17 protein-coding genes are annotated in these 24,652 nt (G+C 70.3%); 13 read left to right on the forward strand and 4 right to left on the reverse strand.

The genetic code is table 11. From position 1 onward, the window contains the following. Positions 1 to 35 precede the first annotated feature (35 nt). The 13 genes from GM672_RS14765 to entS are packed head-to-tail and all read left to right on the forward strand — an operon-like array spanning position 36 to position 21,024. Positions 36 to 1,187 (forward strand): isochorismate synthase, encoded by a 1,152-nt coding sequence (locus tag GM672_RS14765; protein ID WP_155471298.1) that lies wholly within the window; start codon positions 36 to 38, stop codon positions 1,185 to 1,187. Continuing rightward, complete coding sequence (locus tag GM672_RS14770; RefSeq protein WP_155471299.1) at positions 1,184 to 2,842, forward strand: (2,3-dihydroxybenzoyl)adenylate synthase; 1,659 nt, start codon at positions 1,184 to 1,186, stop codon at positions 2,840 to 2,842. The genes GM672_RS14765 and GM672_RS14770 overlap by 4 nt, the downstream gene beginning before the upstream one ends. Positions 2,843 to 2,866: 24 nt before the next feature. Then, positions 2,867 to 3,727 carry an isochorismatase gene (locus GM672_RS14775; protein WP_155471300.1) on the forward strand — a complete coding sequence of 287 codons (861 nt, stop codon included), beginning with the start codon at positions 2,867 to 2,869 and terminating at the stop codon, positions 3,725 to 3,727. 10 nt (positions 3,728 to 3,737) lie between these two features. After that, entirely contained in the window at positions 3,738 to 4,580 is an 843-nt protein-coding gene (dhbA, locus tag GM672_RS14780) for a 2,3-dihydro-2,3-dihydroxybenzoate dehydrogenase (RefSeq protein WP_229417744.1), read from the forward strand. A gap of 40 nt (positions 4,581 to 4,620) precedes the next feature. Continuing rightward, positions 4,621 to 5,829, forward strand: a complete 1,209-nt coding sequence (locus tag GM672_RS14785) for an efflux RND transporter periplasmic adaptor subunit (RefSeq protein ID WP_170300074.1) — start codon at positions 4,621 to 4,623, stop codon at positions 5,827 to 5,829. Position 5,830: 1 nt separating this feature from the next. Then, complete coding sequence (locus tag GM672_RS14790; RefSeq protein ID WP_155471302.1) at positions 5,831 to 8,959, forward strand: multidrug efflux RND transporter permease subunit; 3,129 nt, start codon at positions 5,831 to 5,833, stop codon at positions 8,957 to 8,959. 1 nt (position 8,960) lies between these two features. Then, positions 8,961 to 9,224: a hypothetical protein gene (locus GM672_RS14795; protein ID WP_155471303.1), complete on the forward strand. Its 264-nt coding sequence runs from the start codon at positions 8,961 to 8,963 to the stop codon at positions 9,222 to 9,224. A 1-nt stretch (position 9,225) separates the two neighbouring features. Beyond that, entirely contained in the window at positions 9,226 to 9,507 is a 282-nt protein-coding gene (locus GM672_RS14800) for a hypothetical protein (RefSeq protein WP_229427763.1), read from the forward strand. A 1-nt stretch (position 9,508) separates the two neighbouring features. Continuing rightward, positions 9,509 to 11,155 (forward strand): PepSY-associated TM helix domain-containing protein, encoded by a 1,647-nt coding sequence (locus tag GM672_RS14805; RefSeq protein WP_155471305.1) that lies wholly within the window; start codon positions 9,509 to 9,511, stop codon positions 11,153 to 11,155. Further along, positions 11,152 to 12,330: an enterochelin esterase gene (gene fes / locus GM672_RS14810; RefSeq protein WP_155471306.1), complete on the forward strand. Its 1,179-nt coding sequence runs from the start codon at positions 11,152 to 11,154 to the stop codon at positions 12,328 to 12,330. Before GM672_RS14805 ends, fes begins: the two co-directional genes overlap by 4 nt. Positions 12,331 to 12,353: 23 nt before the next feature. Continuing rightward, positions 12,354 to 12,563 carry an MbtH family protein gene (locus GM672_RS14815; RefSeq protein WP_155471307.1) on the forward strand — a complete coding sequence of 70 codons (210 nt, stop codon included), beginning with the start codon at positions 12,354 to 12,356 and terminating at the stop codon, positions 12,561 to 12,563. A gap of 8 nt (positions 12,564 to 12,571) precedes the next feature. After that, positions 12,572 to 19,774, forward strand: a complete 7,203-nt coding sequence (locus tag GM672_RS14820) for a non-ribosomal peptide synthetase (protein WP_155471308.1) — start codon at positions 12,572 to 12,574, stop codon at positions 19,772 to 19,774. After that, positions 19,771 to 21,024, forward strand: coding sequence for an enterobactin transporter EntS (gene entS, locus GM672_RS14825; RefSeq protein WP_155471309.1), 1,254 nt, complete (start codon positions 19,771 to 19,773; stop codon positions 21,022 to 21,024). The genes GM672_RS14820 and entS overlap by 4 nt, the downstream gene beginning before the upstream one ends. Positions 21,025 to 21,027: 3 nt before the next feature. Here entS and GM672_RS14830 read toward each other — a convergent pair whose 3' ends face one another. The 4 genes from GM672_RS14830 to GM672_RS14845 all read right to left on the reverse strand — a co-directional run bounded on the left by GM672_RS14830 (position 21,028) and on the right by GM672_RS14845 (position 24,562). Next, positions 21,028 to 21,942, reverse strand: a complete 915-nt coding sequence (locus GM672_RS14830; RefSeq protein ID WP_155471310.1) for a DUF72 domain-containing protein — start codon at positions 21,940 to 21,942, stop codon at positions 21,028 to 21,030. 52 nt (positions 21,943 to 21,994) lie between these two features. After that, positions 21,995 to 22,303 carry a hypothetical protein gene (locus GM672_RS14835; RefSeq protein WP_155471311.1) on the reverse strand — a complete coding sequence of 103 codons (309 nt, stop codon included), beginning with the start codon at positions 22,301 to 22,303 and terminating at the stop codon, positions 21,995 to 21,997. 98 nt (positions 22,304 to 22,401) lie between these two features. Next, entirely contained in the window at positions 22,402 to 23,868 is a 1,467-nt protein-coding gene (locus GM672_RS14840; protein ID WP_155471312.1) for a sensor histidine kinase, read from the reverse strand. A gap of 1 nt (position 23,869) precedes the next feature. Then, positions 23,870 to 24,562 (reverse strand): response regulator, encoded by a 693-nt coding sequence (locus tag GM672_RS14845; RefSeq protein ID WP_155471313.1) that lies wholly within the window; start codon positions 24,560 to 24,562, stop codon positions 23,870 to 23,872. Positions 24,563 to 24,652: the final 90 nt, after the last annotated feature.

A 24,652-nucleotide genomic window follows, 5' to 3' on the forward strand; every position in this document is an offset into this window, starting at 1 on the left:
CAACGTGAACGTCTCCCATAGTTTGCGAGGTAACGATGGCATCATCCCTTTTCCTGTCGCCGCACAAGAGCGTGCGCGCCGACGGCATCTTTGAACGAATCGGCACGCCCGCCCTGGGCGGCCACCTGCAGCGCGCGCTGGCCCAGGCCTTCGAGCGCGCGCGTGCGGCCGGCATCGCCGACCCCATCGCGATCGGCGCGATCCCCTTCGATATCGCCCAGCCATCCGAACTGGTGGTGCCGCTGGCCAGCGACATCTTCGAGCGCGCTGCGCACACCCGTCCGGGCCCCGGCACGATGCCGCCCATCCTGTCTTCAACCAGCATCCCCGGCGAGGACCGTTTCAAGCAGGGCGTGCGCCAGGCCATCGCGAACTTCGGCCTGAGCGACATCCGCAAGGCCGTGCTGTCGCGCGTGCTGGAAGTGGAACTGGCCGGCGACGCCGATGCCGGCGAGCTGTTCGCCAGCCTGGCGGCCCAGAACCCCACCGGTTACCAGTTCCGCGTATCGCTGGCCGATGGCGCCGAGCTGGTGGGCGTCAGCCCCGAGCTGTTGCTGCGCAAGGAAGGCGGGCGCATCGTGTCGAACCCGCTGGCCGGTTCCGCGCGGCGCCAGCCCGATGGCGACAGCGACGCGGCCGCCGGCGGCGCGCTGCTGCAGTCGGCCAAGGACCTGCGCGAACACCGCTTCGTCACGGACGAAATCCGCCGCCTTCTGGCGCCCCTGTGCACGGAGCTGGACGTCCCGGAGCAGCCGTCGCTGCTGTCGACCAACGCCATGTGGCACCTGTCGACGCGCATCGAGGGCACCCTGCGCGACCCCAGCCTGACGGCGCTCGACCTGGCGTGCCACCTGCATCCGACGCCCGCCGTCTGCGGCTACCCGACGCGCCAGGCACGCAAGCTGATCGACCTGGTCGAGCCCTTCGAGCGGGGCCTGTTTGCCGGCATCGTCGGCTGGTGCGACGCCCATGGCAACGGCGAATGGGCCGTGACGATCCGGTGCGGCAGGGTGCAGGGTAATACCATCCGCCTGTTCGCCGGGGCCGGCATCGTCGCCGATTCCTGCCCGGATGCCGAGTGGGCCGAAACGCAAGGCAAGCTGGGAACCATGCTGCGCGCATTGGGCGCGCGGGCTCCGGCCACCGGCGAGCCCCGTCCGCAAGGCACGACGGCGGAGGCGGCATGAGCGGCATCGACTTCACCCGCTGGCCGGAAGACGCCGCGCGGCGCTACCGCGAGGCCGGCTGCTGGCTCGGCCTGCCGATGACCGATATCCTGGCGCGCCAGTGCCGCGACAATGGGGACGGCATCGCCATCGCCTGCGGCGAACGGCAGGTGACGTACCGCGAGCTTGATGCGCGGTCGACCCGGCTGGCCCACGCGCTGGCACTGCGCGGCCTGGCGCGGGGCGATACGGCCCTGGTGCAGCTGCCCAACGTGGCCGAGTTCCATATCGTCTTCTTCGCGCTGCTTAAAATCGGCGTCGCCCCCGTCAATGCGCTGTTCAGCCACCAGCGCCTGGAACTGACGGCCTATGCCCGCCAGTTGCAGCCCAGGCTCGTGATCGGCGCCGGTGTCCATCCGCTGTTCGCCGACGGCGCCTTTGCCGCCACCCTGCATGCGGAAGTTCCGGGCCTGGCACACGTACTGGTGCTGGGCGCCCCCGCCGGCGCCACGGAACTGGCCGACCTGCTGATGGAGGAGGGCGGGACGGCTGTCCTGGCGCCGTCGCCCGCGAGCGAGGTGGCGTTCTTCCAGCTCTCCGGCGGCAGCACCGGCACGCCCAAGCTGATTCCCCGCACCCACGACGACTATTACTACAGCGTGCGCCGCAGCGCCGAGATCTGCCGGCTCGATACGACGACGCGGTTCCTGTGCGCGCTGCCGGCCGGGCATAACTTCCTGCTCAGCTCTCCCGGCGCACTGGGCGTGTTCCACGCGGGTGGCACGGTCGTGCTGGCGCCGTCGCCGGAACCGCTGGGCTGCTTCGCACTGATCGAACGCCATGGCGTGACGATGGCGGCCCTGGTGCCGTCGGCAGTGGCGCTGTGGCTGCAGGCCGCGCCGGGCCGGCGCGCGCAACTGGCCTCGGTGCGCCTGCTGCAGGTGGGCGGCGCCAGCTTCGCCGAGGCGCTGGCGCGCCGCGTGCCCGAGGAACTGGGCTGCGCGTTGCAGCAGGTGTTCGGCATGGCCGAAGGCCTCGTCAACTACACCCGCCTGGACGACCCGGAAGACAAGGTATATACGACCCAGGGCCGGCCGATGAGCCCATTCGACGAAGTGCGCGTCGTCGACCTGGACGGCCAGGACGTGCCGGACGGCGCGGAAGGGCTGCTGCTGACGCGCGGCCCCTACACTTTCCGCGGCTACTACCGCGCGCCCGAGCATAACGCCCAGGTGTTCGACACGGAAGGCTACTACGCCACGGGCGACCTGGTGCGCCGCGGCGTCGACGGCTACCTGACCGTGGTGGGCCGGGTCAAGGACCAGATCAACCGGGGTGGCGAGAAGATCGCCGCCGAGGAAGTGGAGAACCTGCTGCTGCGCCATCCCCGCGTGCTGCAGGCCGCGCTGGTGTCGGTGCCGCACCCGCTGCTGGGCGAGATGAGCTGCGCCTGCATCGTGGCCCGCCCGGGTGGCGGCACCGCAGCCGACGTTACAGATGCCCTGCGCCCGCCGCTGCTGCGCAAGTACCTGCGCGAGCAGGGCGTGGCCGAATTCAAGCTGCCGGACCGCTTCCGCATGCTCGACACCTTGCCGCTGACGGCCGTCGGCAAGACCGACAAGGTGGCCCTGCGCGCCGTCGTCGCCGGCCTTGAAACGAACCAGGCCGCGGCCTGACCCTATTCCAGAAAAGAGAACACCATGGCCATTCCCTCGATTTCCTCCTACCCTCTGCCGGCGCCCGCCGCGCTGCCCGCCAACCGCGTGCAATGGCACGTGGACGCCAAACGCGCCGTGCTGCTGGTGCACGACATGCAGGACTACTTCCTGCGTTTCTACGGCGCCGACAGCGAACTGCTGACGACCCTCATTGCCAATATCGGCCGGCTGCGCGCCTGGGCCGATGCGGCCGGCGTGCCCGTCGTCTACACGGCGCAGCCCGTCGAACAGAGCATCGCCGAGCGGGCGCTGCTCAACGATATGTGGGGCCCGGGCCTGACCACCGCCGATCCGGCCCTGCAGCAGGTCACGGCCGCCCTGGCTCCCGCGCCAGGCGACACGGTGCTGGTGAAGTGGCGCTACAGCGCCTTCCAGCGCTCCAACCTGCAGGAGCTGATGCGCGAATGGGGCCGCGACCAGCTCCTGATCACGGGTGTCTATGCCCATATCGGCTGCATGACGACGGCGCTGGACGCCTTCATGCGCGATATCCAGGCCTTCATGGTGGCCGACGCCGTGGCCGATTTCTCCGAGCGCGAACACCGCATGGCGCTGGACTACGTGACGGGCCGCTGTGGCGCCGTCGTCGCCACCGGCACCGTGCTGGCCCGGCACGCCGCGCCGACCATCGAGTGGTTGCGCGAGCGCGTGGCGCCGGCCCTGGACGACACCGGTTTCGGTCCGGACGAGAACCTGATGGACTATGGGCTCGATTCGCTGGAGGTGATGAACCTGGTGGCGGAGCTGGACAAGCGCGGCATCAAGGTGTCGTTCGAGGAGCTGGCCGGCACGCCGACCCTGAACGCGTGGTGGGCGCTGGTCGAGCGCAAGCAGGCTGCCTGAGGACCGCGCCATGATGCTCGCAGACCAGAAGAACCTGGGCACGGCGCAAAGTGCGCGGCCGCTGGCGCCGCCGACGCTGCAGTTCGAGGGCCGGCAGGTATGGGTGACGGGCGCCGCGCGCGGCATCGGCTACCAGATCGCCATGGCGTTTCGCCAGCTGGGCGCACGCGTGACGGGCATCGACCGCGCCTTCGACGACGAGGAAACCCACCCGGATGGTCCGGGCGGCAAGCGCTACCCGTTTCGCACCGTGCGCCTGGACATCACGGACAAGCCGGGCATCGGGAAAGCATGCAGGCAGCTGCTGGCCGAGACGCCCCGTATCGACGTGCTGGTCAACGCGGCGGGCGTGCTGCGCCTGGGGACCCTGGACTCGACCACGGTCGAGGACTGGCAGGCCAGCTTCGACATCAATGTCAGCGCCGTGTTCTACCTGCTGCGCGAGCTGATGCCGCAGTTCCGCGCCCAGCGGGGCGGCGCCATCGTCAACGTGGCGTCGAACGCGGCGCGGGTGCCGCGCCTGAACATGCTGGCCTACTGCGCGTCGAAGTCGGCGCTGGTGGGCATGAGCCACTGCGCGGCGCTGGAACTGGCCCAGTACGGCGTGCGCTGCAACGTGGTGTCGCCCGGTTCCACGGATACGCCGATGCTGCGCGCCATGCTGCCCGACGAGCAGGGCATGCGGCGCACCATCGAGGGCCTGCCGGAGCAGTTCAAGGTCGGCATCCCCCTGCGCAAGATCGCCACCGCGCGCGAGATCGCCAACACCGTGCTGTTCCTGGCCTCCGACCTGGCCAGCCATATCACGATGCAGGAACTGGTCGTCGATGGCGGCGCGACCCTCGCTGCTTAGTCCTTCACCCCCCCTTACTATCAATAGAAACGAGATGTCTATGCTGGGAAAATCGATGTGCCTGCCCGTGGCGGCCTTGGCTACCATGGCCGCAGCCCTGGCCGGCTGTGGCGAACCGCCCGCCGCGCCCGGGCCGAAGGCCGCCGCCGCCACCGTCGCGGTGCTGACGGTGAAGGCCCAGCCGGTGCCGCTGCGCGCCGAACTGCCGGGACGCGTGACGGCGCTGCGTGTCTCCGAGGTGCGGCCCCAGGTGGGCGGCATGATCGTGCGGCGCCACTTCGAGGAAGGCACGGACGTCGCGGCCGGCGCACTGCTGTATGAAATCGGCAGCGACAGCCATGCGGCCCGCCACGAACAGGCCGAGGCCGAACTGGCCATCGAGCAGGCCGCCCTCGTCAACCTGCGCATCATCGCCGAGCGTTACCGGCGCCTGATCGACAGCAAGACTGTCACCCAGCAGGACCATGACCTGGCGCAGGCCAATTACGAGCAGGGCCTGGCCCGGGTCAAGGCGCGCCAGGCGGCGCTGAGGACGGCGCAGATCGACCTGCAGCGCACCCGCATCCGCGCGCCGATTGCCGGGCGCATCGGCCGCTCGGCCGTCACGGAAGGGGCGCTGGTGGCCAGCGAGCAGGCCGAGCCCCTGGCGCGCATCCAGCAGGTCGACCCGATCCTCGTCGATATCGTCCAGTCCAGCCAGCAGCTGACGCAGCTCAAGCGCCGCCTGGGCAGCGGTGCCCTGCAGCCGGGCCAGGCCAGGGTGACCTTGCTGCTGGAAGACGGCCAGCCCTACCGCCATGCGGGCACCCTGAAATTTACCGAGATGAACGTGGACGGCGACACCGGTTCCGTGACCCTGCGTGCCAGCTTCCCCAACCCGGACCGCCTCCTGGTGCCGGGCATGTACGTGCGGGCCAAGTTGGAGCAGGGCGTCCAGCCCGACGCCGTGCTGCTGCCGCGCCAGGCCGTGCGCCACAACGAACGCAACGAAGCGACGGCCTGGGTGGTCGACGGCGCCGGCAAGGTCGAGCAGCGCGCGCTGGACCTGATCGCCGACGCGGGCGACCAGGGCGGCCAATGGTCCGTGCGCGCCGGATTGCGGACGGGCGAGCGTGTCATTGTCGAAGGGGCTGCCAAGGTGGCGCCGGGCGCCACGGTCAAGGTGGTCGAGTGGCGCGAGCGCACGGCCGCCGTGCCGGTGCCGCCTGCGCCGGTCAGTGCCGCCACCATGCCGCCAAGCGAGGGCTGACATGCTGTCGCGCTTCTTTATCGAACGGCCCGTGCTGGCCTGGGTGCTGGCGGTGGTGCTGATGCTGGCCGGCGGCGTGGCCTTGTGGCGCATGCCCGTGGCGCAGTACCCGGACATCGCGCCGCCCGTCGTGCGCGTGGCCGCCATGTATCCCGGCGCGTCGGCCACCGTGGTGGAAAACGCCGTCACGCAGGTGCTGGAACAGGAACTGAAAGGCGTCGAAGGGCTGCTGTACTTCGATTCGGCCAGCAATTCCTCCGGAGAGGCGGAACTGATGCTGACCTTCCAGCAGGGCCTGGACCCCGTGCTGGCCCAGCTGCAGGTGCAGAACAAGGTCAACCAGGTGGCCTACCGGCTGCCCAGCGCCGTGCAGCAGAACGGCCTGTCCGTCAGCGCGCTGCAGAACAGCTTCCTGATGGTGGCCGTCTTCGCCGACCGCAGCGGCCGGCACAGCGACGCCGACCTGGCCGACTGGATGAGCGGCCAGGTGGTGGACGCCATCGGCCGCGTGCCCGGCGTGGGCCAGGTGCGCAACTTCGGCGCGCCCTATGCGATGCGGGTGTGGCTCGATCCGCACAAGCTGCACAGCTACGCGCTGATGCCGGGCGACGTCATCGACGCCATCGAGGCACAGAACACGGAGGTGCCCGTGGGCGAACTGGGCGCGCGCCCGTCCGACACGGGGCAGGGCCTGAACGTGACCGTCACGGCGCTGTCGCGCCTGCGCACGCCCCAGCAATTCCGCTCGCTCGTCGTCAAGACTGGGGGCGACGGCGCCGTCGTGCGCCTGGGCGACGTGGCCCGCGTGGAGATCGGCAGCGAAAGCTACGGCAGCACGTCGCGCCTGAACGGCATGCCCGCTTCCGGCTTTGCCGTCATGCTCGCTCCCGGCGCGAACGCCCTGAGCACGGCCGCCGCCGTACGCGCACGCATCGCCGCCTTGACCTTCCCGCACGGGGTGGAAGTGACCTATCCGGAGGACGCCACCCGCTTCGTCAAGCGCTCCATCGCCAAGGTGGCCATCACCCTGGCCGAAGCGGTCGTGCTGGTGGGTGCCGTCATGTTCCTGTTCCTGGGCGGCTGGCGCGCCACGCTGGTGCCCCTGGTGACGGTGCCGGTGGTCCTCCTGGGCACCTGCGCCATGCTGGCAGCCTGCGGCTACTCCGTCAACACGCTGACCCTGTTCGGCATGGTGCTGGCCATCGGCCTGCTGGTGGACGACTCCATCGTCGTGGTCGAGAACGTCGAGCGCATCATGCGCGAGGAAGGCCTGAGCGCGCGCGCCGCCACCTTGATGTCGATGCAGGGCATCAGCGGCGCGCTGGCCGGCATCGCGCTGGTGCTGGGCGCCGTGTTCGTGCCGATGGCCTTCTTCCCCGGTTCGGTGGGCGTGATCTACCGCCAGTTCGCCATCACCCTGGTCACGGCGATGGCGCTGTCCGTCGTCGTCGCCGTCGTGTTGACGCCCGTGCTGTGCGCCGGCCTGCTGCGCCCGCACGCGGGCAAGCAGGGCAACAAGGGCCTGGCGCGCAAGCTGGACCTGCTGCAGCAGCGTGTGCAGCTGCGCTATGACGGCGTGCTGGCGCGCCTGCTGGGCCGGCCCCTGCGCTGGATGCTGGTGTACGGCGCCATGCTGGCCGTGGCGGCTTTTGCCTACCTGCGCCTGCCGACGGCCTTCCTGCCCGAGGACGACCAGGGCACGGTGATGGTGCGCTTCGCGCTGCCGCCCGGCGCACCATACGAGCGCACGGCGGCGCTGGCAGCGCAGGTGGAACGGCATTTCCTGGAAAACGAGAAGGGCACGGTCGACGCCATCTACACCATCGCCGGTTTCGGCAACAACGGCGGCGGCCAGAATGCCGGCATGGCCTTTGTGTCGCTGAAGGAGTGGGAAGCGCGGGGCGCGGGCGACAACACGGCGCAGGCAATCGCCGCGCGTGCCACCCGGGCCCTGGCCGGCCTGCGCGACGGGCGCGTGTTCGCCATGGTGCCGCCGCCCATCGATGGGCTGGGCCAGGCCGGCGGCCTGGAATTCTGGCTTCAGGATGCCGCCGGCAACGGCGCCGCGGCGCTGGCCGCGTCGGCGGCAGCCCTGTCCGAAGGCGCGGGCGAGCTGCCCGGGATGCTGTACGTGGATGCCGACGGCGGCAGCGAGGTGCCGCAGCTGCGCATCGAGATCGACCAGGTGCGGGCCCGCACCCTGGGCCTGGCGCTGGCCGACGTCAATGCCACCCTCGGCGCGGCCTGGGGGGGCGTGTATGTGAACGACTTCATCGACCGGGGTCGCATCCGCCGCGTGATGGTGCAGGCCGACGCGCAGTACCGGGCCGCGCCGGAAGACCTGCAGCACTGGTTCGTGCGCGGCACCAGCGGGGCGATGACGCCGATGACGGCGTTCGCCGCCACGCGGTGGGATTCCGGCGCCGGCCAGCTGCGCCGCTTCAACGGCATGCCGGCCGTGCAGATGTCCGCCGCCGCGGCGCCGGGTGCCAGCTCCGGCCCGCTGATGGAAGGCGTCGAGCGCCTGGCCGCCGCCCAGGCGGGCACGCAGCTGGCGTGGAGCGGCCTGTCCTACCAGGACCGTCTGTCGGCCGGGCAGGCGCCCCTGCTGTACTGCGCCTCCATCCTGTTCGTGTTCCTGTGCCTGGCGGGCCTGTACGGCAGCTGGTCGATCCCATTCTCGGTACTGCTGGCCATTCCGCTGGGCGTGCTGGGCGCCGTCGCCGGTGCCTGGCTGGGCGGCATGCAGCGCGATATCTTCTTCCAGGTGGGCGTGCTGACGACCGTGGGCCTGTCGGCCAAGAACGCCATCCTGATCGTCGAGTTCGCCGAAGGGGCACGCCGCGCCGGCAGCACCGCGCTGCAGGCCGTGGCCATGGCGGCGGCCCAGCGCCTGCGTCCCATCGTCATGACGTCGCTCGCGTTCGGTGCCGGCATCGTGCCGCTGCTGATGGCCACGGGCCCCGGCGCGGCCGCGCAGCGCGCCATCGGTGCCAGCGTGCTGGGTGGCGTCTTGTCGGCCACCTTGCTGGGCGTGTTCCTGATTCCCTTGTGCTACCTGCTGGTGGCACGGCTGGCGCCCCGCGTCGCCGTGCCCCCCGTCTCTTCCACCGTTCCTGCCTTCCATTGATATGAGCTTCCTGTTCCTGATCCTGGGCACGGCCGCCTGCGCCGTGCTGTACCTGAGCCACCGCCACCAGCGCTGGCTGCGCCAGCCGCTGCCGGCTGCTTCCCGCGCCGCCGGCGTGCTGCTGCTGGCCGGTGCGCTCGCCGCTGCGTTGGCCGCATGGACGCCGCTGACGGCCGTCTTCGCCTGGCTGGTGCTGGCGATGCTGGCCTGGTCGCTGCTGCCGTTCGTGCCGCTGCTGCTGCCGGAGGACCGCGATGGGCGCTGACGTGAAACGAGCGCCGATCCGCCCGGACTGGTGGCGCAAGACCTTCGCCGGCGCCGTGCTGGGGGCCACCCTGGCATTCGCACTGGCCGGCCTGTTCGCGTGGGTGGGCCCGGGCGGTATCGCCGCGCCGGAGAAGTCCCAGTTCGTCATGTGGTCGATCGCGCCCGTGTGGATGACGGTATTCGGCTTCGTCTGGCTGTTCCGCACCGGTACCCACGCGCTGCTGTGGCTGGGCGGCGCCAACCTGCTGGCCTGGGGCCTGCTTCTTTACGTACGAGGCTGACATGAAAATCCGTAGCGATATCATGCGCGTCTACCAGGCCGTCCACACGTGGGGCGGCATCTGTGCCGGCATGCTGCTGTTCATCGGCTTCTTCGGTGGTGCGCTGACGATGTTCAAGGCGCCGCTGGAGCGCTGGGTCAGCGCCCCCCTGCTGCCCGTGCAGCAGCTGGCGCCGGCCCAGGTCGACAAGGTGGTGGCCGGCGTGCTGGCGGCCTACCCGGCGGCGCGCGAGGAATTCACCCTGCACGTGGCGCGCCAGGAGCACACGCCGGCGCCCGTCAGCTGGCAGGCCGGCGAGAGCGGCCATGAGCTGGACTTCGGCCTGGTGCGCTGGCAGGCCACCCTGGGCGCGGACGGCGAACTGGCCGTGAGCCAGGAGCAGCCTTCGCTGCTGGCCGAGCTGATCGACATGCTGCACCGCACCGGCGGCATTCCCGGCACCCTTGGCGAGGAATACCTGGGCATCTACGTGATGGGCGTGGCCGGCGTGCTGTACTTCCTGGCCCTCGTCTCGGGCGTGATCCTGCTGCTGCCAACCCTGGTGAAGGACTTCTTCGCCCTGCGCCCGGGGAAGAACCGCAAGCGCTTCTGGCTCGATGCCCACAATATCCTCGGCATCGCCAGCCTGCCGTTCCACATCGTCATCAGCCTGACCGTCATCGTCTTCGCCTTCCACGACCAGTTCTACGACAGCCTGCGCGCCGTCGTCTACCGTGACCAGCCGATGTTCACGCCGCCGCCGATCCACGGCGCGCTGGGCGACGCGAGCAAGCTGCTGCCCGCCAGCCAGCTGGTAGAGCGCGTGCAGCGGCAAGCCCCTGGCTTCGAAGTGACCGAGCTGCTGTACATGGGCGTCGACTCGCCGCGCCCCATCGTGCGCGCGGCCGTGGCCAGCCCGCGCCACGTGGTGCAGGGCGCGGAGACGGGCTTCGTCATCCTGCAGCCCTACACGGGCGACATCCTCAGCACCAGCATGCTGCCAGGCCAGGGCAGTACCTACAGCACCCTGGTGGCGCCGTTCTTCGCGCTGCATTTCGGCAGCTACGGCGGCAATACCGTGCGCTGGCTGTACTTCGTGTTCGGCCTGGCCGGCGCGGCCCTCTTCTATACGGGGAACCTGCTGTGGGTCGAGAAGCGCCGCAAGAATCAGCTGAAGCAGCAGCCGCTGCCCGCGCAGCCGCGCAAGACGGTGCTGATCGGTGCGGCCACGGTGGGCGTGTGCCTGGGCAGCGTCGCCGGCGTGGGCGCCACCTTGGTCGCGGCCAAGTGGCTGCACGCGTTCGGCGCGCATGCCAACGATGCCTACCTGACGGTTTACTACACCGTGTTCCTGGCCTGCGTAGCCTGGGCCTTCCTGCGCGGCGCGGCCCGTGCCGGTGCCGAGCTGCTGCGTGCCTGCGCGCTGGCGGCGCTGGCCATTCCCGTCACCAGCGCCATCGGCGCGGCGGTGCCGGCACTGGGCATGTGGGCCCATGCCAGCCCGGCTACCCTGGGTGTGGACGCCACGGCCCTCACCATGGCCGGGCTGTTCTGGTGGAGCGCCGGGCGCGCTGCGCGCCGCGCTGCTCATGGCCCGGCCGACAGCGTCTGGTCCCATCAACCGGCCCAGGAAATGCTGGCCGAACCGGCAAGGAAGGTCGGCACATGATGGACCTGCTGGACCGGCCCGACGTGGGCAGCGCCGCGTGGTGGGATGCCGTACGGGCCGCCGGCACGCCGCTGCGCCGGCCGAGTACCGGCGGCGGCGTCGACCTGGCCTTCCTGTGGCGCGGCAGCGACTGCGCGGCCGTCTACCTCGACGTCTATTCGCATACGCCGCACCCTGTGACGGGACCGACCGGCCTGCAACGCGTCGCCGGTACCGACGCGTGGGTGTGGCGCACCACTTTGCCGGCCGACTGGCGCGGCAGCTACTTCCTGCTGCCGGCCATGCCAGGGCAGGAGGCGCCGGCAACCGGCGGACGTCAGGCCATTCGGGCCTGGTGGATCGACCTGATGGGACGTCAGGCCAGTGCCGACCCGTTCAATCACCAGCCGGCCCATGGCACGGGTTGGGGCGTGCCGCTGTCGCCGCTCTTGCTGCCGCAGGCGCCGGTGCATCCGGCCTGGCGCGCCGGCGCGGCCGATGGCGACGTGGGAGTCCACTCCTGGGACAGCCCGCGCCTCGGCGTGACACGCGATGTGTGGCTCTGCGCCACCGGCACGGGCGAGAACCTGCCGCTGGTCGTGCTGCTGGACGGGCAGTACTGGGCGCGGCACATGCCCGTGTTCGGGCCGCTCCAGCACATGACGGCGCAAGGGACCTTGCCGCCGGCCGTGTATGTGCTGATCGACGCCGTCAGCCCCGAGCGGCGCGGCCAGGAGATGCCGTGCAATGAAGACTTCTGGCTGGCCGTGCAGGAAGAGCTGCTGCCGGCGGTGGCGGCGCGCCATCCCGTTACGCCCGACCCGGCCCGACGCATCGTTGCCGGCCAGAGCTACGGCGGCCTGGCGGCGCTTTACGGGGCGCTGCGCTGGCCGCAATGCTTCGGCTGCGTGTTGAGCCAGTCCGGCTCGTTCTGGTGGCCGGACCCCGCCCGCACCGAAGGCGACGGCTGGCTGGCCGAACAGGTCAAGGCCGGCCTGGGGCAGGGCGCGCGCCTGACGGCGCTGCTGGAAGTGGGTTGCCACGAACATGACATGACGGGCGTGAACGGGGCGATGGCCGCCGCGCTGGCCGGTGCCGGCCACACCGTGCACTACACGCAGTTCCGCGGCGGCCATGACTGGATCTGCTGGCGCGACGGGCTGCTGGACGGCCTCGCGCTGCTGTTGAAACCATAAGAACACTCAAGAATAGGGAAGCGATGATGAAGGACTACGTGAATCCGTTTGACGACGAGCAGTACCAGTTCACCGTGCTGGCCAACGCAAAGGGGCAGTACAGCCTGTGGCCGGACTTTGCCGAGGCGCCGCCGGGGTGGGAGAGCCGCTTCGGCCCCGCCCCGCGCGCCGAATGCGTCGACTATATCGAGCGCCACTGGCACGCCATCAACCCCTTCGCCCGCGCGGCCTGAGGCCTTCGATGAACGATATTCGTATTATCGACAAGCTGCCGCTGAACGGCACCCAGCTGGGTATCTGGCTGGCCGACCAGGTCGCGGACGAGGCAAGCAGCAACGGCTACGTCATTTCGCATTGCGTGCACGTACGCGGGCCGCTGGATGCGGCACTGCTGGGCCGTGCGATCCGCATCGGCCTGGCCGGTGCGGATACCGTGATGGCGCGCTACCGCACCGGCGAGGAGGGCCCCGTGCAGGACGTCAGCCACGTGCTGACCCAGGAAGACGTGCCAGCGCCGGAGCTGCACGACTGGCGCGACGATTCCGACGGCATGGCCCGCGCTCAGGCCGCGATGCGCAGCGATACGGATGCCGTGCTGCGGGCGGATGGCGCCGGCCTGCTGTACCGCCACGCGCTGTACCATGTACGCGATGGCGAAGGTGAGCTGTGGCTGTGGTACCAGCGCTACCACCACATCATGCTGGACGGCTTCAGCTTCGTCGCGCTGACCCGCCATATCGCCGCCGTCTATTCGGCCCTGGCGCGGGGAGTCGAACCGCCAGCGGCACCGTTCACCGGTGTCGCCACCGCGGTGGCCGAGTACGAGGCCTACCAGGCGTCGGCCCGCCGCGAGGAGGATGCCGCGTTCTGGCGCGACTATGCTGAAAGCCTGCCGGCCGCCACCACCCTGTCGCTGCATGCAACGGGTGGCAAGGCCGGCGTCGTGACCCACGCGCTGGCGTTGGCACCGGCATTGGCGCGCCGCCTCGATGCCCTGAGCCGCGAACCTGAGGCGGCGGCGCAACGCCTTGCCGTGGCGGACCTGCTGCATGGCGCGCTGGCCGCCTATCTGGCGCGCATGACGGGGCAGGGCGGCCAGAGCATCGGCGTGCCGTTCATGCGCCGCATGGGCACGGCCGCGGTGCAGACCCTGGCCCCGCTGGTCAACGTGCTGCCCGTGGCCGTGGACGTGGCGCCGGAGGCGAACTGGTTCGACGTGGCCGCGCGCTTCCGCCAGGCCTTGAAGGCGGTGCGTCCGCACCAGCGCTACGAGGCCGAGCAGATCGGGCGCGATGCCGGCATCGTCGGCACGGGCCGCAAGCTGTACGGCGCCCTGATCAACTTCAAGATGTTCGACTACCGCCTCGACCTGGCCGGCACGCCCGGCATCACCCACCATCTGGCGACGGGCCCGGTGGATGACCTGGAATTCGGCGTGCAGGTGGACGCCCATGCCATCTCCCTGGAGCTGCGCGCCGAGGGCGCCCGCTATACGAAGGCAGAACTGGCGGCCCATGCGTCCCGCATCGAACAACTGCTGCAAGCCTGGGCGGCCCAACCGGACATGCCGAACGGGCGCGTGCCGCTGCTGCCCGCGCCGGAACTGGCAGCGCTGGCGGCGTGGTCGCGCGGCGCCGCCGTGACGGCCGAGCCAGGCCTGCGCACGATCGCCGATCTGCTGGCGCGCCAGGCGCTGGACCGGCCGGCTTCGACGGCACTGGTCTGCGGCGACGTGCGCCTGTCGTTCGGCGAACTGGCGGGCCGGGTAGCGCAACTGGCACGCCTGCTGCGCTCCCACGGCGCCGGCCGGGGCCGCGTGGTGGCGGTGGCCTTGCCCCGCTCCGGCGACTCGGTGGTGGCGCTGCTGGCCGTGCTGGCCTCGGGCAGCACCTTCCTGCCGCTGGACCTGGATTATCCGCCCGAGCGCATCGCCATGATGTGCGAGGACACCGTACCGGTGCTGGCCGTGTGCAGCGAAAGCGCCGACGTGCCGCTGCCGGACGGCCTGCCGTGCCTGCGCATCGACGCGCCCGGGGTGCGCCGCGAGCTGGCCGGCCTGCCGGCAGGTCCACTGGCGGCCCACGAGCAGGATGCGCTGACGGCCGACGATATCGCCTACGTCATCTTCACGTCCGGCAGCACGGGTCGGCCGAAGGGCGTCATGAACACGCACGGCGCGCTGCTGAACCTGATCGCCTCGCACCGTCCGACGATCTACGAGCCGGCCCGCGCCGCCGTCGCGGCCAGGTTCCCGGAGCGGGCATTGCGCGCGGCGCATACGCACTCGTTCTCCTTCGATTCCTCGTGGCTGCAGTTGTTCTGGCTCCTGCTGGGCGAGGAGCTGCACGTGGTCGACGAAGAGCTGCGCCGCGATGCGTGGGCGCTGGCCCGATACGTCGATACTGCCCGCATCGACGCGATGGACCTGCCGCCCTCCTTCCTGGCGCAATTGCTGAACAATGGCCTGATGGGCGAGGGCAGCCACCATCCGACCCTGATCCTGATCGGCGGCGAAGCCGCGCCGGCCGCGTTGTGGCGCCAGTTGCGCGGCTGCCCGGGCCTGCAGGCGCATAACCTGTACGGGCCGACGGAATACACGGTCGATACCCTGCGCGCACCGCTGGCCGGGAGCGAACGGCCCGTGGTCGGCCGCCCCATCGCCAATACCCGCGTGTACGTGCTGGACGCGCGCCTGCAGCCGGTGCCGCCTGGCGCGCTGGGCGAGCTGTACGTGTCCGGCGCCGGCCTGGCGCTGGGCTACCTGGCGCGGGGCGACCTGAGCGCGGCCCGCTTTGTCGCCAATCCCTTCGACGGCGATGGCACGCGCATGTACCGCACGGGCGACCTGGTGCGCTGGAACCTGGAAGGCGAGCTCGAATTCACCGGCCGCTGCGACGACCAGGTCAAGGTGCGGGGCTACCGGGTCGAACTGGGCGAGGTGGAGAACGCGCTGTCGCTGCTGCCCGGCGTGGAAAGCGTCATCGTGCTGGCGCAGCCCGTCAACGGCAGCCACCGGCTGGTGGGCTACTGCGCCGTGCCGGGCTGCCCGGAAGACCAGGCCGCCCACCGTGGCCGCGAGCTGCTGGCCGCGCTGGCCCTGGCCCTGCCGGACTATATGGTGCCGGCGCGCCTGATCGTGCTGCAGGCCTTCCCCCGCAATGTCAGCGGCAAGATCGACCGCAAGGCCTTGCCCGCGCCGGAGTCGGTGGCCGACCTGCCGGCCGGCGAGTCGGCCGTGGAAGGCAGCGACGAGGCACTCGTGTGCGCGCTGATGGCGCAGGTATTGAAACTGCCCCGCATCGGCATGGACGACGACTTCTTCGCGCTGGGCGGCGACAGCATCTCGGCCATCATGCTGTGCGGGGCCTTGCGCCAGGCGGGTCGGCAGTTGCGCCCGTCGGCCGTGTTCAGCTTGCGCAATGCCCGGCGCATCGCGCCAGGCTTGACCTCATTGGAAGCCGACACCGGCGCCGGATGGCAGCTCTCCGCCGCCGACCATGCCTTACTGACGGCGCGCCACGGCCCATTCGCCGCCGCCGCGCCCGTGCTGCCGCTGCAGCAGGGTATGCTTTACCACGCCCGCGTCGGCGGCGCCGATGCGCAAAGCTACAGCGCCTTCACGCGCCTGCGCTTCGACGGCGCACTCGATGCGGCAAGGTTGCGCCGCGCGCTGGCTTCCCTGCTGGCGCGCTACCCGCAACTGGGCGGGCTGTTCGACACGGATACCGTCGACCAGCCAGTACTCCTGCTGCCCGAACCCGGCGCTGTGACGTGGGCCTGGCGCGAGGACGACCTGTCGCCCCTTGGCGGCGCGGCGCGCGATGAACGCATCGCCGCCATCGAGGCCGACTTGCTGGCCCGTTCCTGCCAGCTCGACCGCTTCGGCGGCATGCTGGCGGCGGGGCTGATGCGCGTGAGCGCGCGCGAACACGTGCTGCTGCTGGCGGTTCACCACCTCGTCATCGACGGCTGGTCGACGCCGCTGCTGCTGCGCGACCTGCTGGCGGCGTACCGGCTCGACTCGGCCTTGTCGCCGCTGGCGGTGCAGTACCCGGCCGTGGTGGCGGCCCTCGCCGCCCGCCAGCACGGCGCTGCAGCCACCCATTGGCGCGAAGCGCTGGATGGCGTGCAGCCCACCGTGCTGTTCGGCGAACCGACCCGCACCGTCACCGAGGCAACCCTGGCGCTGACCGCAGATGAAAGCACACGGCTGACCCAACGCCTGCGCACGACGGGCGTCACGCTCAATGTACTGATGCAGGCCGTGTGGGCCATGGTATTGGGTGCCCAGGCCGGCCGCGACGACGTCGTGTTCGGGACGCCGGTGGCGGGCCGCAGCGCGCCCGTCGACGGCATCGGCGAGCAGGTAGGCCTGTTCCTGAACACCATCCCCGTGCGCATCCGGCTCGACGGCCACGCGCCGCTGTGGACCCAGCTGCCGGGCCTGCAGCAGCACCACGCGCGCCTGCAGGAACACGACGGCATCGGCCTGGCCGAAATCCAGCGCATCGCCGGCGGCGCCACCTTGTTCGACACCCTGCTGGTGGTGGAAAACTACCCGGACCACAGCTACCTGGGCCAGGAACTGGCCGGCATCGATGGCCAGCCGCTGCGGGCCGGCGACGTCCACAACCGGGGCTACAGCCACTATCCGCTGGCGCTGCTGGTACTGCCCGGCGAGGAGATCACGCTGCTGGTGGAGAACCGGGGGGCGCTGGCCGAGCCAGCGGTGCTGGCACAGCGCGTCATGCAACTGCTGCGCACGGCGCTGGAACAGCCGGACCTGCCGCTGCGCCGCTACCGGCTCGTGACGCCCGCCGAGACGGCACTGATCGACGCCGTCAACGCCACGGCGCAGCCGCTGCCTGCCGCGACCTTGCGCAGCGCGTTGGCGGCGCAGGCGGAACGCACGCCGCGCGCGCCGGCCCTGTGCGACGCGGATCACCAGCTCGACTATGCGGCGCTACGCCAGCAGGTCAGGGCGCTGGCGGCGCGGCTGGCTGAAGGCGGCGTGGGGCCGGGCGACATCGTCGCGGTGGCCTTGCCCCGTTCCGTGCGCCTGTCCATCGCGCTGCTGGCCGTCATCGAGGCGGGCGCCGCCTACCTGCCGCTGGAACTGGCCTATCCGGACGAGCGGCTGGCCTATATGGTCGGCGACGCCGCGCCGCGCCTCTTGATCGGGCAGCATGCCGACAGCGTGCGCCTGGCCGCCATCGCCGGGGCGACGCCGATGCTGCGCTTCGATGCACTGGCGCCGCCGGGCACCGATGTGCCGGAACTGGAACCGGCCTTGAGCCCGGATCACCCGGCCTACATCATCTACACCTCGGGCACCACCGGCCGGCCGAAGGGGGCGCTGGTGTCGCACCGCGCCATCGTCAACCGCATCGCGTGGATGCAGCACCAGTACAGCCTGGGCGCGCGCGACGTCGTGCTGCAGAAGACGCCGTGCGGCTTCGACGTGTCCGTATGGGAGTTCTTCTGGCCCCTGATGACGGGCGCCAGCCTGGCCATGGCCGCGCCGGACGCGCACAAGGACCCGGCGCAGTTGCTGCGGGCGGTGGAAGGCTACGGCGCCACGTGCATGCACTTCGTGCCGTCGATGCTGGCCACCTTCAGCGCCCACCTGGCGTCGCTGGACGAACGCCGGGCTGCTTCGCTGCGGCTGGTGTTCTGCAGCGGCGAGGCCCTGACGCGCGCGCAGGCGGCGGAGTTCGCGCGCCTGAACCGGGCCCAGTTGCACAACCTGTACGGTCCCACCGAGGCGGCCGTGGACGTGACGCACATGCCGGCCGCCGGCCCGTTCGTGGGTGCGGGCAGCGGCGTGCCGATCGGCCGCCCCGTGTGGAACACGCAGTTGCGCGTGCTGGACCGCTGGCTGCGGCCCGTGCCGCCGGGCGCCATCGGTGAGCTGTACCTGTGCGGCGTGCAGCTGGCCTTCGGCTACCTGGGCAAGCCGGGCCTGACGGCGGGCCGCTTCGTGGCCGACCCGTTCACGGCCGGCCAGCGCATGTACCGCACCGGCGACGTGGTGCGCTGGCTGGAGGACGGCAATGTCGAGTACCTGGGCCGGGCCGACGACCAGGTCAAGATCCGCGGCCAGCGCATCGAGCTGGGCGAGATCGAAAGCGTGCTGGCGGCCCAGCCGGAAGTGGCGCAGGCGGCAGTGCATGCGGTGGCGCTGGGTGGCGATGGCGGCGGCGTCGACAACCGGCAACTGGTGGCCTATCTGGTCGCCGTTGCCGGCGGCGCGGTCGACGAGGCGTCCCTCCGGGACCGGCTGGCAGTACGCCTGCCGGCCCATATGGTGCCGGTGGCCTTCGTCGTGCTGGACAGCCTGCCCCTGAGCGCGAACGGCAAGCTCGATCGCAAGGCGCTGCCGTTGCCGGCCCGGGCCGAAGGCGAACGACGGCTGCCGGCGCGGGGCCTTGAAAGCCGGCTGGCCGGCGTGTTCGCTGCCGTGCTGGGCGTGCCGCAAGTGTTCGCCGACGACGATTTCTTCGCCATCGGCGGCCATTCGCTGCTGGCGATGCGCCTGGCCAGCGAAATCCGCAAGACGCTGGAGCGGCCCGTGTCCGTCGGCCAGATCATGACGGCACCCACCGTGGCGCGGCTGGCCGCGCGGCTGAACGAAGACGGCATGCGCAACGATTTCGGCAACGACGGCTTCGCTCCCGTGATCCACCTGCGCGGTGGCGCCGGCACGCCGCTGTTCTGCTTCTACCCGGGCTCCGGCTTCGCGTGGCAGTACAGCGTGCTGGCGCGCTACCTGGAGGACGGCATGCCCATCATCGGCCTGCAGTCGCCCCGGCCGGACGGGCTGATTGCCACCAGCCCGGACATGCCGGCGCTGGTGGAACGCCAGCTCGCCATCGTGCGGGGCGTGCAGGCCACGGGGCCGTACCGGCTGCTGGGCTATTCGCTGGGCGGCACGGTGGCCTATGCGGTGGCCGCGCGGCTGCGGGCAGAGGGCGAGGAAGTGGCTTTCCTCGGCCTGCTGGACACCTATCCGGCCGAAGTGCACGACTGGAGCGACCCGCAAGGGGCCGAGGCGGCGATGGGCGCCGAGCGCGAGCAGCAACAACTGCTGGCGGATGCCTATGACGGGAACGAAGACAGTAGTGACAACAGTGAGGCCGATGCGGCCCTGCGCGCGGAACGGGAGGCGCTGCTGGCCCAGATCTTCGCCAACTACGGCGACGCCGTGCGCCTGCTGTCGCGAACGACGACGCCCGACTACGACGGCGACCTGACGGTATTCGTGGCCGAGCAGTCGCTGCCCGGCTATATCGAACCGGAAGCGTCGTGGCGGCGCCACGTGACGTCGCTGCGCGTGCACCGGCTGCCGGAGGCCTCGCACGAGGACATCATGTCGCCCCGATCGCTGGAAACGCTGGGGCCCTTGCTGCAGCGGGAAATCGACTCATCGAAGGAAAAGCAATGAAGAAGAAACTGTTCGCCGATTTCGGCCTGCTGGGACGCAACCGCGATTTTCGCAGCGTCTTCATCGCCCGCACCATCTCGCTGCTGGGCCTGGGCATGCTGTCGGTGGCCGTGCCGATGCAGATCCATGCGCTTACGGGCGATCCGCTCAAGGTGGGCACGGCCATGGCGCTGGAAGGGGCGGGCATGTTCATCGGCCTGCTGCTGGGCGGGGTGCTGGCCGACCGGTGGGACCGGCGCCGCCTGATCCTGGCGGCCCGCTTCATCTGCGGCCTGGGCTTCGTCGGCCTGGCGGCCAATGCCTGGCTGCCGGCGCCGTCGCTGCTGGCGATCTACCTGCTCGCTGCCTGGGACGGCTTCTTCGGCGCCCTGGGCGTGACTGCCCTGATGGCCTGCATGCCGGCCATCGTCGGGCGCGAGAACTTGATGCAGGCGCGCGCCATCAGCATGGTGACGATGCGCCTTGCCACGGTGATTTCGCCTGCCATCGGCGGCGCCCTGATCGCCATGGCCGGCGTCGGCTGGTGCTATGCTATCGCCGCCATCGGCACGGGCCTGACGATGCTGCCGCTGCTGCGCCTGCCATCGATGGTGGCGCAGGGCGGCGAGGACGAGCATCCGCTGCGCGCGCTGGTGCAGGGCCTGCGCTTCCTCGTCACGAACGCCGTCGTCGCCGGCACGGCGCTGGCCGGCACCATCGTCACCCTGGCCACCGCCGTGCGCGTGCTGTTCCCGGCGCTGGCCGAAGGGCAGGGCGGCGTGTCGCCGGCGGTGGCGGCGGGGCTGATGTATTCGGCAGTGCCGCTGGGTGCCACCCTGGGCGCGCTGGTCAGCGCATGGACGGAGCGCCTGCAGCGCCCGGGCCGCGCCATGATGCTGGCCGGCGTGGGCGCCTGTGCCTGCGTGATGCTGCTGGGGACCGATCCGGGCCTGGCCGCGTCGCTGGTGCTGCTGACGGCCTTCGGCTACCTGGTATCGGTGGCGTCGCTGTTGCAGTATGCGCTGGTGCAGGGCCACACGCCGGACCATTACCTGGGCAGGGTCAACGGCCTGTGGACGGCGCAGGAAGCGGGCGGCGACGCGCTGGGCACTGTGGGCATTGGTCTCGTCGGCAAGTTTGCGTCGGCCCTGGCGGGGGTGTTCCTGTTCGGCGCCACGGCCGCCGCGCTGGGCCTCGTGATGCTGGGCCTGTGCCGGCGGCTGCGCGAGGCGCCCTTGCACAGCCCCGAACTGGAACAGCAGGCCGCGTGATCGTCACGGCGCCGGCCGGGGCCCCAGTTGTGTCAGGCCCTGGCCCAGCTCCAGGCGGGCCAGCAGGGCGCGCGCGTCGAAGGGCGCGTGCACCTTGATGTCGTTGTCGAAGTAGCAGAAGATATCGCGGCTGGCCCGCTTCGGCGCCGCCGCGCTTGAAATCAGTTTTGCATCCGCCGGCTGGCCGCCCGTGCTCCACGCGCGGATCTTGTCCGCCCACCGGTCCAGCGCCGCATCCGTGTAGCCGCTGGCGTACAGCTCCTTTTCGCCGTGCAGGCGCAGGTACATGAAGTCCGCCGTCACGTCCTCATAATCGGGCCACTTGCCGGCCGTGTCGGCCACCACCAGGGCCACCTTGTACTTGCGCAGCAGGGTGATGAAGCGCTTGTCGTTGAAGCTCTCGTGGCGGATTTCCATCGCGTGCCGCAGCTTGCGTTTGCCGCCCGTTTCCAGGGCGGTGCGCCCGTTCATGCGCGCTTCAAAGCCACGCGCCAGTTCCACCGCCGCTTCCGTATCGTGCGGCAGCAGGCTGAGAAAGTGTTCGACCAGTTCCGCGTCGAACTGGAAGTTGGGCGGGAACTGCCACAGGAAGGGCCCCAGCTTCTCGCGCAGGTTCAGTACACCCGACGCGAACACATTGGCCAGCGGCTTTTCCGGTTCGCGCAACCGGCGCGTGTGGGTGATGAAGCGGTTGCCCTTGTGGCTGAAGACGAAATCGCTCGGGGTCGCGTCATACCACTCCTGGTAGCTTTTCGGGCGCTGCAGCGAGTAGAAGGAACCGTTGATCTCGATGGTGGGCAGGGCACGCGACGCGAAATCGAGTTCGCGGGCCTGGGCCAGGTCGCCGGGATAGAACACGCCGCGCCACGGAACGTAGCGCCAGCCGGATATACCGATGCGTATTTGCGGGGAAGCCATGCGCCCAGTATAGGCGGCCTCGGCCGCGCAAGGCGCATGACTGCCTGGTGGGTCAGGCCGGCAGGGCGGCCCGGTTGACGTTGGCGAAGGACAGGCGCAGGCGCTGGCGGCGGTCACCCAGCACGCGGCGCAGTTCGTCGATGGCGATGCCGGTGGCATCGTGGATGCGCATCAACAGCGAGCCGCTGACGGGAACGCCGCTCTGGCGCAGGCGGGCCAGCAGGGGCGGGGCGATCTGCAGCAGCTTGGCCAGCGCCTTGTCGCTGTGCAGTTGCAGGCGCTGGCGCAGGGTGTCGAACAGACGATCGGGATCGTAGGCCGCCTGGGCGGCTTGGGCAGTTTGTAGTGTGGTGTCGGTCATCTTGCTCCTTGCATAAATATCATCACTGTTGCAGGGCCAGCATTGTGCCATCCGGGGCTGAGCTCAGCTGTAGGACAAATGCTGATCTTGGGGTGGGATCATGCCGAAGCTGCCTTAAGGGTTTCTGAAGACGAGAAGGAAATGCGGACCAGCAGTCCACCGCCGGTGCCGTCGAGCAAGACAGGTACGGTGTCGTGCAGCAGGGCAATATCGCGCACGATGGCCAGGCCCAGGCCGGCGCCGCCGGGGTTGACGTGGCTGGTGCCGGGGGCCCGATAGAACGGCGCGAACACCCGTTCCCGTTCGGCCGCGGGGATGCCGGGGCCGCCATCTTCCACTTCCAGTACGACGCCGTCGCCGGTCGCCGCCACGCGCAGCACGACGGCGCCACCGGCCGGGGTGTAGCGCAAGGCATTGTCGACCAGGTTCGCCACCAGCTCGTGCAGCAGCAGGGGCTGGCCGGCGATGACAGCTTCCTGTTGGGCTTCCAGCGCCAGGTCGATGCCGCGGTTGACGGCGAACGGCGCCAGTTCCAGCGCCACCTGCTGCACCAGCGCGCGCAGCGCCACGGGTTCGGCCAGGCTGCCGCGACTGTGCTCGATGCGGGCCAGCATCAGGAGGCGGTTGGCCAGGTGGACGGTGGCGGTGGTGGTGCCGGCGATCCCCGCCAGCATGTCGGCCAGCGGCGCCGGCACCGTGCCCGGGGGCAGGCGCGCCAACTCGCGCTGCGCCATTTCCGTCTGCGTGCGCAGCACCGCCAGCGGGGTGCGCAACTGGTGCGAGGCATCGGCGATAAAGCGCCGCTGGCTGTTGATCAGGGCGCGGATGCGCGCCATCGAAGCGTTCATCGCCGCTACCAGCGGACGTACTTCCCGGTGCACCAGGGCCGGATCGAGGTCCGACAGGTCCGACACGCTGCGCGTTTCAACTGCGCCCTTCAGGCGCATCAGGGGCCGCAGCACGACGCCGACGGCGAACCAGATCAGCAATGCGGCCGAGAATACGAGGCCGGCCTGCCACAGTACCGTGTCGAACAGGATCTTGTTCGTCAGGCCCCGCCGCGCGTCCAGCGTTTCGCCCACCTGGATCAGGGCGATGCCGCGCATGGTGTCGTCGTACACGGGTTGGAGCAGGGCGGCGATGCGGATCGGCTGGCCGTTGTAGGTGGTGTGATAGAAGCGAACCAGGGCCGGATAGCTTTCCGAACGGGGCACGCTGGCCGGCACGGGCGGCAGATCGTCGTAGCCGGACACGGTCTCGCCGTTCAGGCCCGACACCTTGTAATAGATGCGGCCCAGGGTATCGGTCTCGAAGCTGTCCAGCGCCACGTAGGGCACGTCCACCACCACCTTGCCCTGGGCCACCGAGACCCGTTCGGCCAGCGCGCGCGTGGAGGCCAGCAACGAGCGGTCGTAGGCCATGTCGGCCGCGTCGATGGCATTGCGGTAGGCCGAGACCGTATTGAGGACTTCCAGCACGATCAGCGGCAGCAGCAGCCAGCGCAGCAGTTCGCCGCGCAGGCTGCCGACGGCGCCGCCCCGCAAACGCTCGGCCAGGCTTGCCATGTCAGGTCTGGTCGCGCGGCTGCAGCAGGTAGCCGATGCCGCGCAGCGTGGCGATGGCGGCCGCGCCGGGCTGGCCGCTTTCCAGCTTCTTGCGCACGCGGTGGATATACAGCTCGATGGCGTCCAGGTTGGCGTCGTCGTCCAGCGCGAACACTTCACCGAACAGCTTTTCCTTCGCCACGGCGCGCCCGCTGCGCGTGATCAGGGCTTCCAGCACGGCGTGCTCGCGCGGCGTCAGCGCCAGCGGGCTGCCGTAGTAGCTGAACATGCGCGTGACGGTGTCGAAGGACAGTTCGCCGCAGCGGTAGACCAGGGCCTCGTTGCCCATGCCGCGCCGCAGCAGCGCCTTGACCCGCGCTTCAAGTTCCACCAGCTCGAAAGGCTTGGCGAGGTAATCGTCGGCGCCCTGGTTAAGGCCCTGCACGCGTTCGTCCAGGCCCCCGCGCGCCGTCAGGATCAGCACCGGCGTCTTGCCGCGTGCGCCGCCCCGGGCACGCAGCCGGCGCAGCACTTCCAGGCCGTCCATCTTCGGCAAGGTCAAATCGAGGATGACGAGGGCGTAGTCCTGGGTGTGCAGCAGGGCGTCCGCGTCGGCGCCGTTGTCCGCGCACTCGACCGTGAGGTGCGACTCGCGCAGTGCCTTGGCCAGCCAGTGCTGGAGTTCCATCTGGTCTTCGACTAACAGTATGCGCATCTGAAAGGACTTTGAAAGGTTGGCGAATTTATAGTGGGGACATGCCCCGCCAATGAGGGCAAGCGCAGCACACTATAAACCCAGGAGACA

The organism is Pseudoduganella buxea (assembly GCF_009720835.1).
Lineage (GTDB): Bacteria > Pseudomonadota > Gammaproteobacteria > Burkholderiales > Burkholderiaceae_D > Rugamonas > Rugamonas buxea.

What these genes read in the sequence shown, in the direction of transcription:
- GM672_RS14835 (WP_155471311.1), bottom strand. Translation starts at nt 22,303, where the DNA reads ATGACCGACACCACACTACAAACTGCCCAAGCCGCCCAGGCGGCCTAC.
- GM672_RS14795 (WP_155471303.1), top strand. Translation starts at nt 8,961, where the DNA reads ATGAGCTTCCTGTTCCTGATCCTGGGCACGGCCGCCTGCGCCGTGCTG.
- GM672_RS14765 (WP_155471298.1), top strand. Translation starts at nt 36, where the DNA reads ATGGCATCATCCCTTTTCCTGTCGCCGCACAAGAGCGTGCGCGCCGAC.
- entS (WP_155471309.1), top strand. Translation starts at nt 19,771, where the DNA reads ATGAAGAAGAAACTGTTCGCCGATTTCGGCCTGCTGGGACGCAACCGC.
- GM672_RS14770 (WP_155471299.1), top strand. Translation starts at nt 1,184, where the DNA reads ATGAGCGGCATCGACTTCACCCGCTGGCCGGAAGACGCCGCGCGGCGC.
- GM672_RS14830 (WP_155471310.1), bottom strand. Translation starts at nt 21,942, where the DNA reads ATGGCTTCCCCGCAAATACGCATCGGTATATCCGGCTGGCGCTACGTT.
- GM672_RS14775 (WP_155471300.1), top strand. Translation starts at nt 2,867, where the DNA reads ATGGCCATTCCCTCGATTTCCTCCTACCCTCTGCCGGCGCCCGCCGCG.
- GM672_RS14845 (WP_155471313.1), bottom strand. Translation starts at nt 24,562, where the DNA reads ATGCGCATACTGTTAGTCGAAGACCAGATGGAACTCCAGCACTGGCTG.
- GM672_RS14785 (WP_170300074.1), top strand. Translation starts at nt 4,621, where the DNA reads ATGCTGGGAAAATCGATGTGCCTGCCCGTGGCGGCCTTGGCTACCATG.
- GM672_RS14840 (WP_155471312.1), bottom strand. Translation starts at nt 23,868, where the DNA reads ATGGCAAGCCTGGCCGAGCGTTTGCGGGGCGGCGCCGTCGGCAGCCTG.
- GM672_RS14815 (WP_155471307.1), top strand. Translation starts at nt 12,354, where the DNA reads ATGATGAAGGACTACGTGAATCCGTTTGACGACGAGCAGTACCAGTTC.
- GM672_RS14805 (WP_155471305.1), top strand. Translation starts at nt 9,509, where the DNA reads ATGAAAATCCGTAGCGATATCATGCGCGTCTACCAGGCCGTCCACACG.
- fes (WP_155471306.1), top strand. Translation starts at nt 11,152, where the DNA reads ATGATGGACCTGCTGGACCGGCCCGACGTGGGCAGCGCCGCGTGGTGG.
- GM672_RS14790 (WP_155471302.1), top strand. Translation starts at nt 5,831, where the DNA reads ATGCTGTCGCGCTTCTTTATCGAACGGCCCGTGCTGGCCTGGGTGCTG.
- dhbA (WP_229417744.1), top strand. Translation starts at nt 3,738, where the DNA reads ATGATGCTCGCAGACCAGAAGAACCTGGGCACGGCGCAAAGTGCGCGG.
- GM672_RS14820 (WP_155471308.1), top strand. Translation starts at nt 12,572, where the DNA reads ATGAACGATATTCGTATTATCGACAAGCTGCCGCTGAACGGCACCCAG.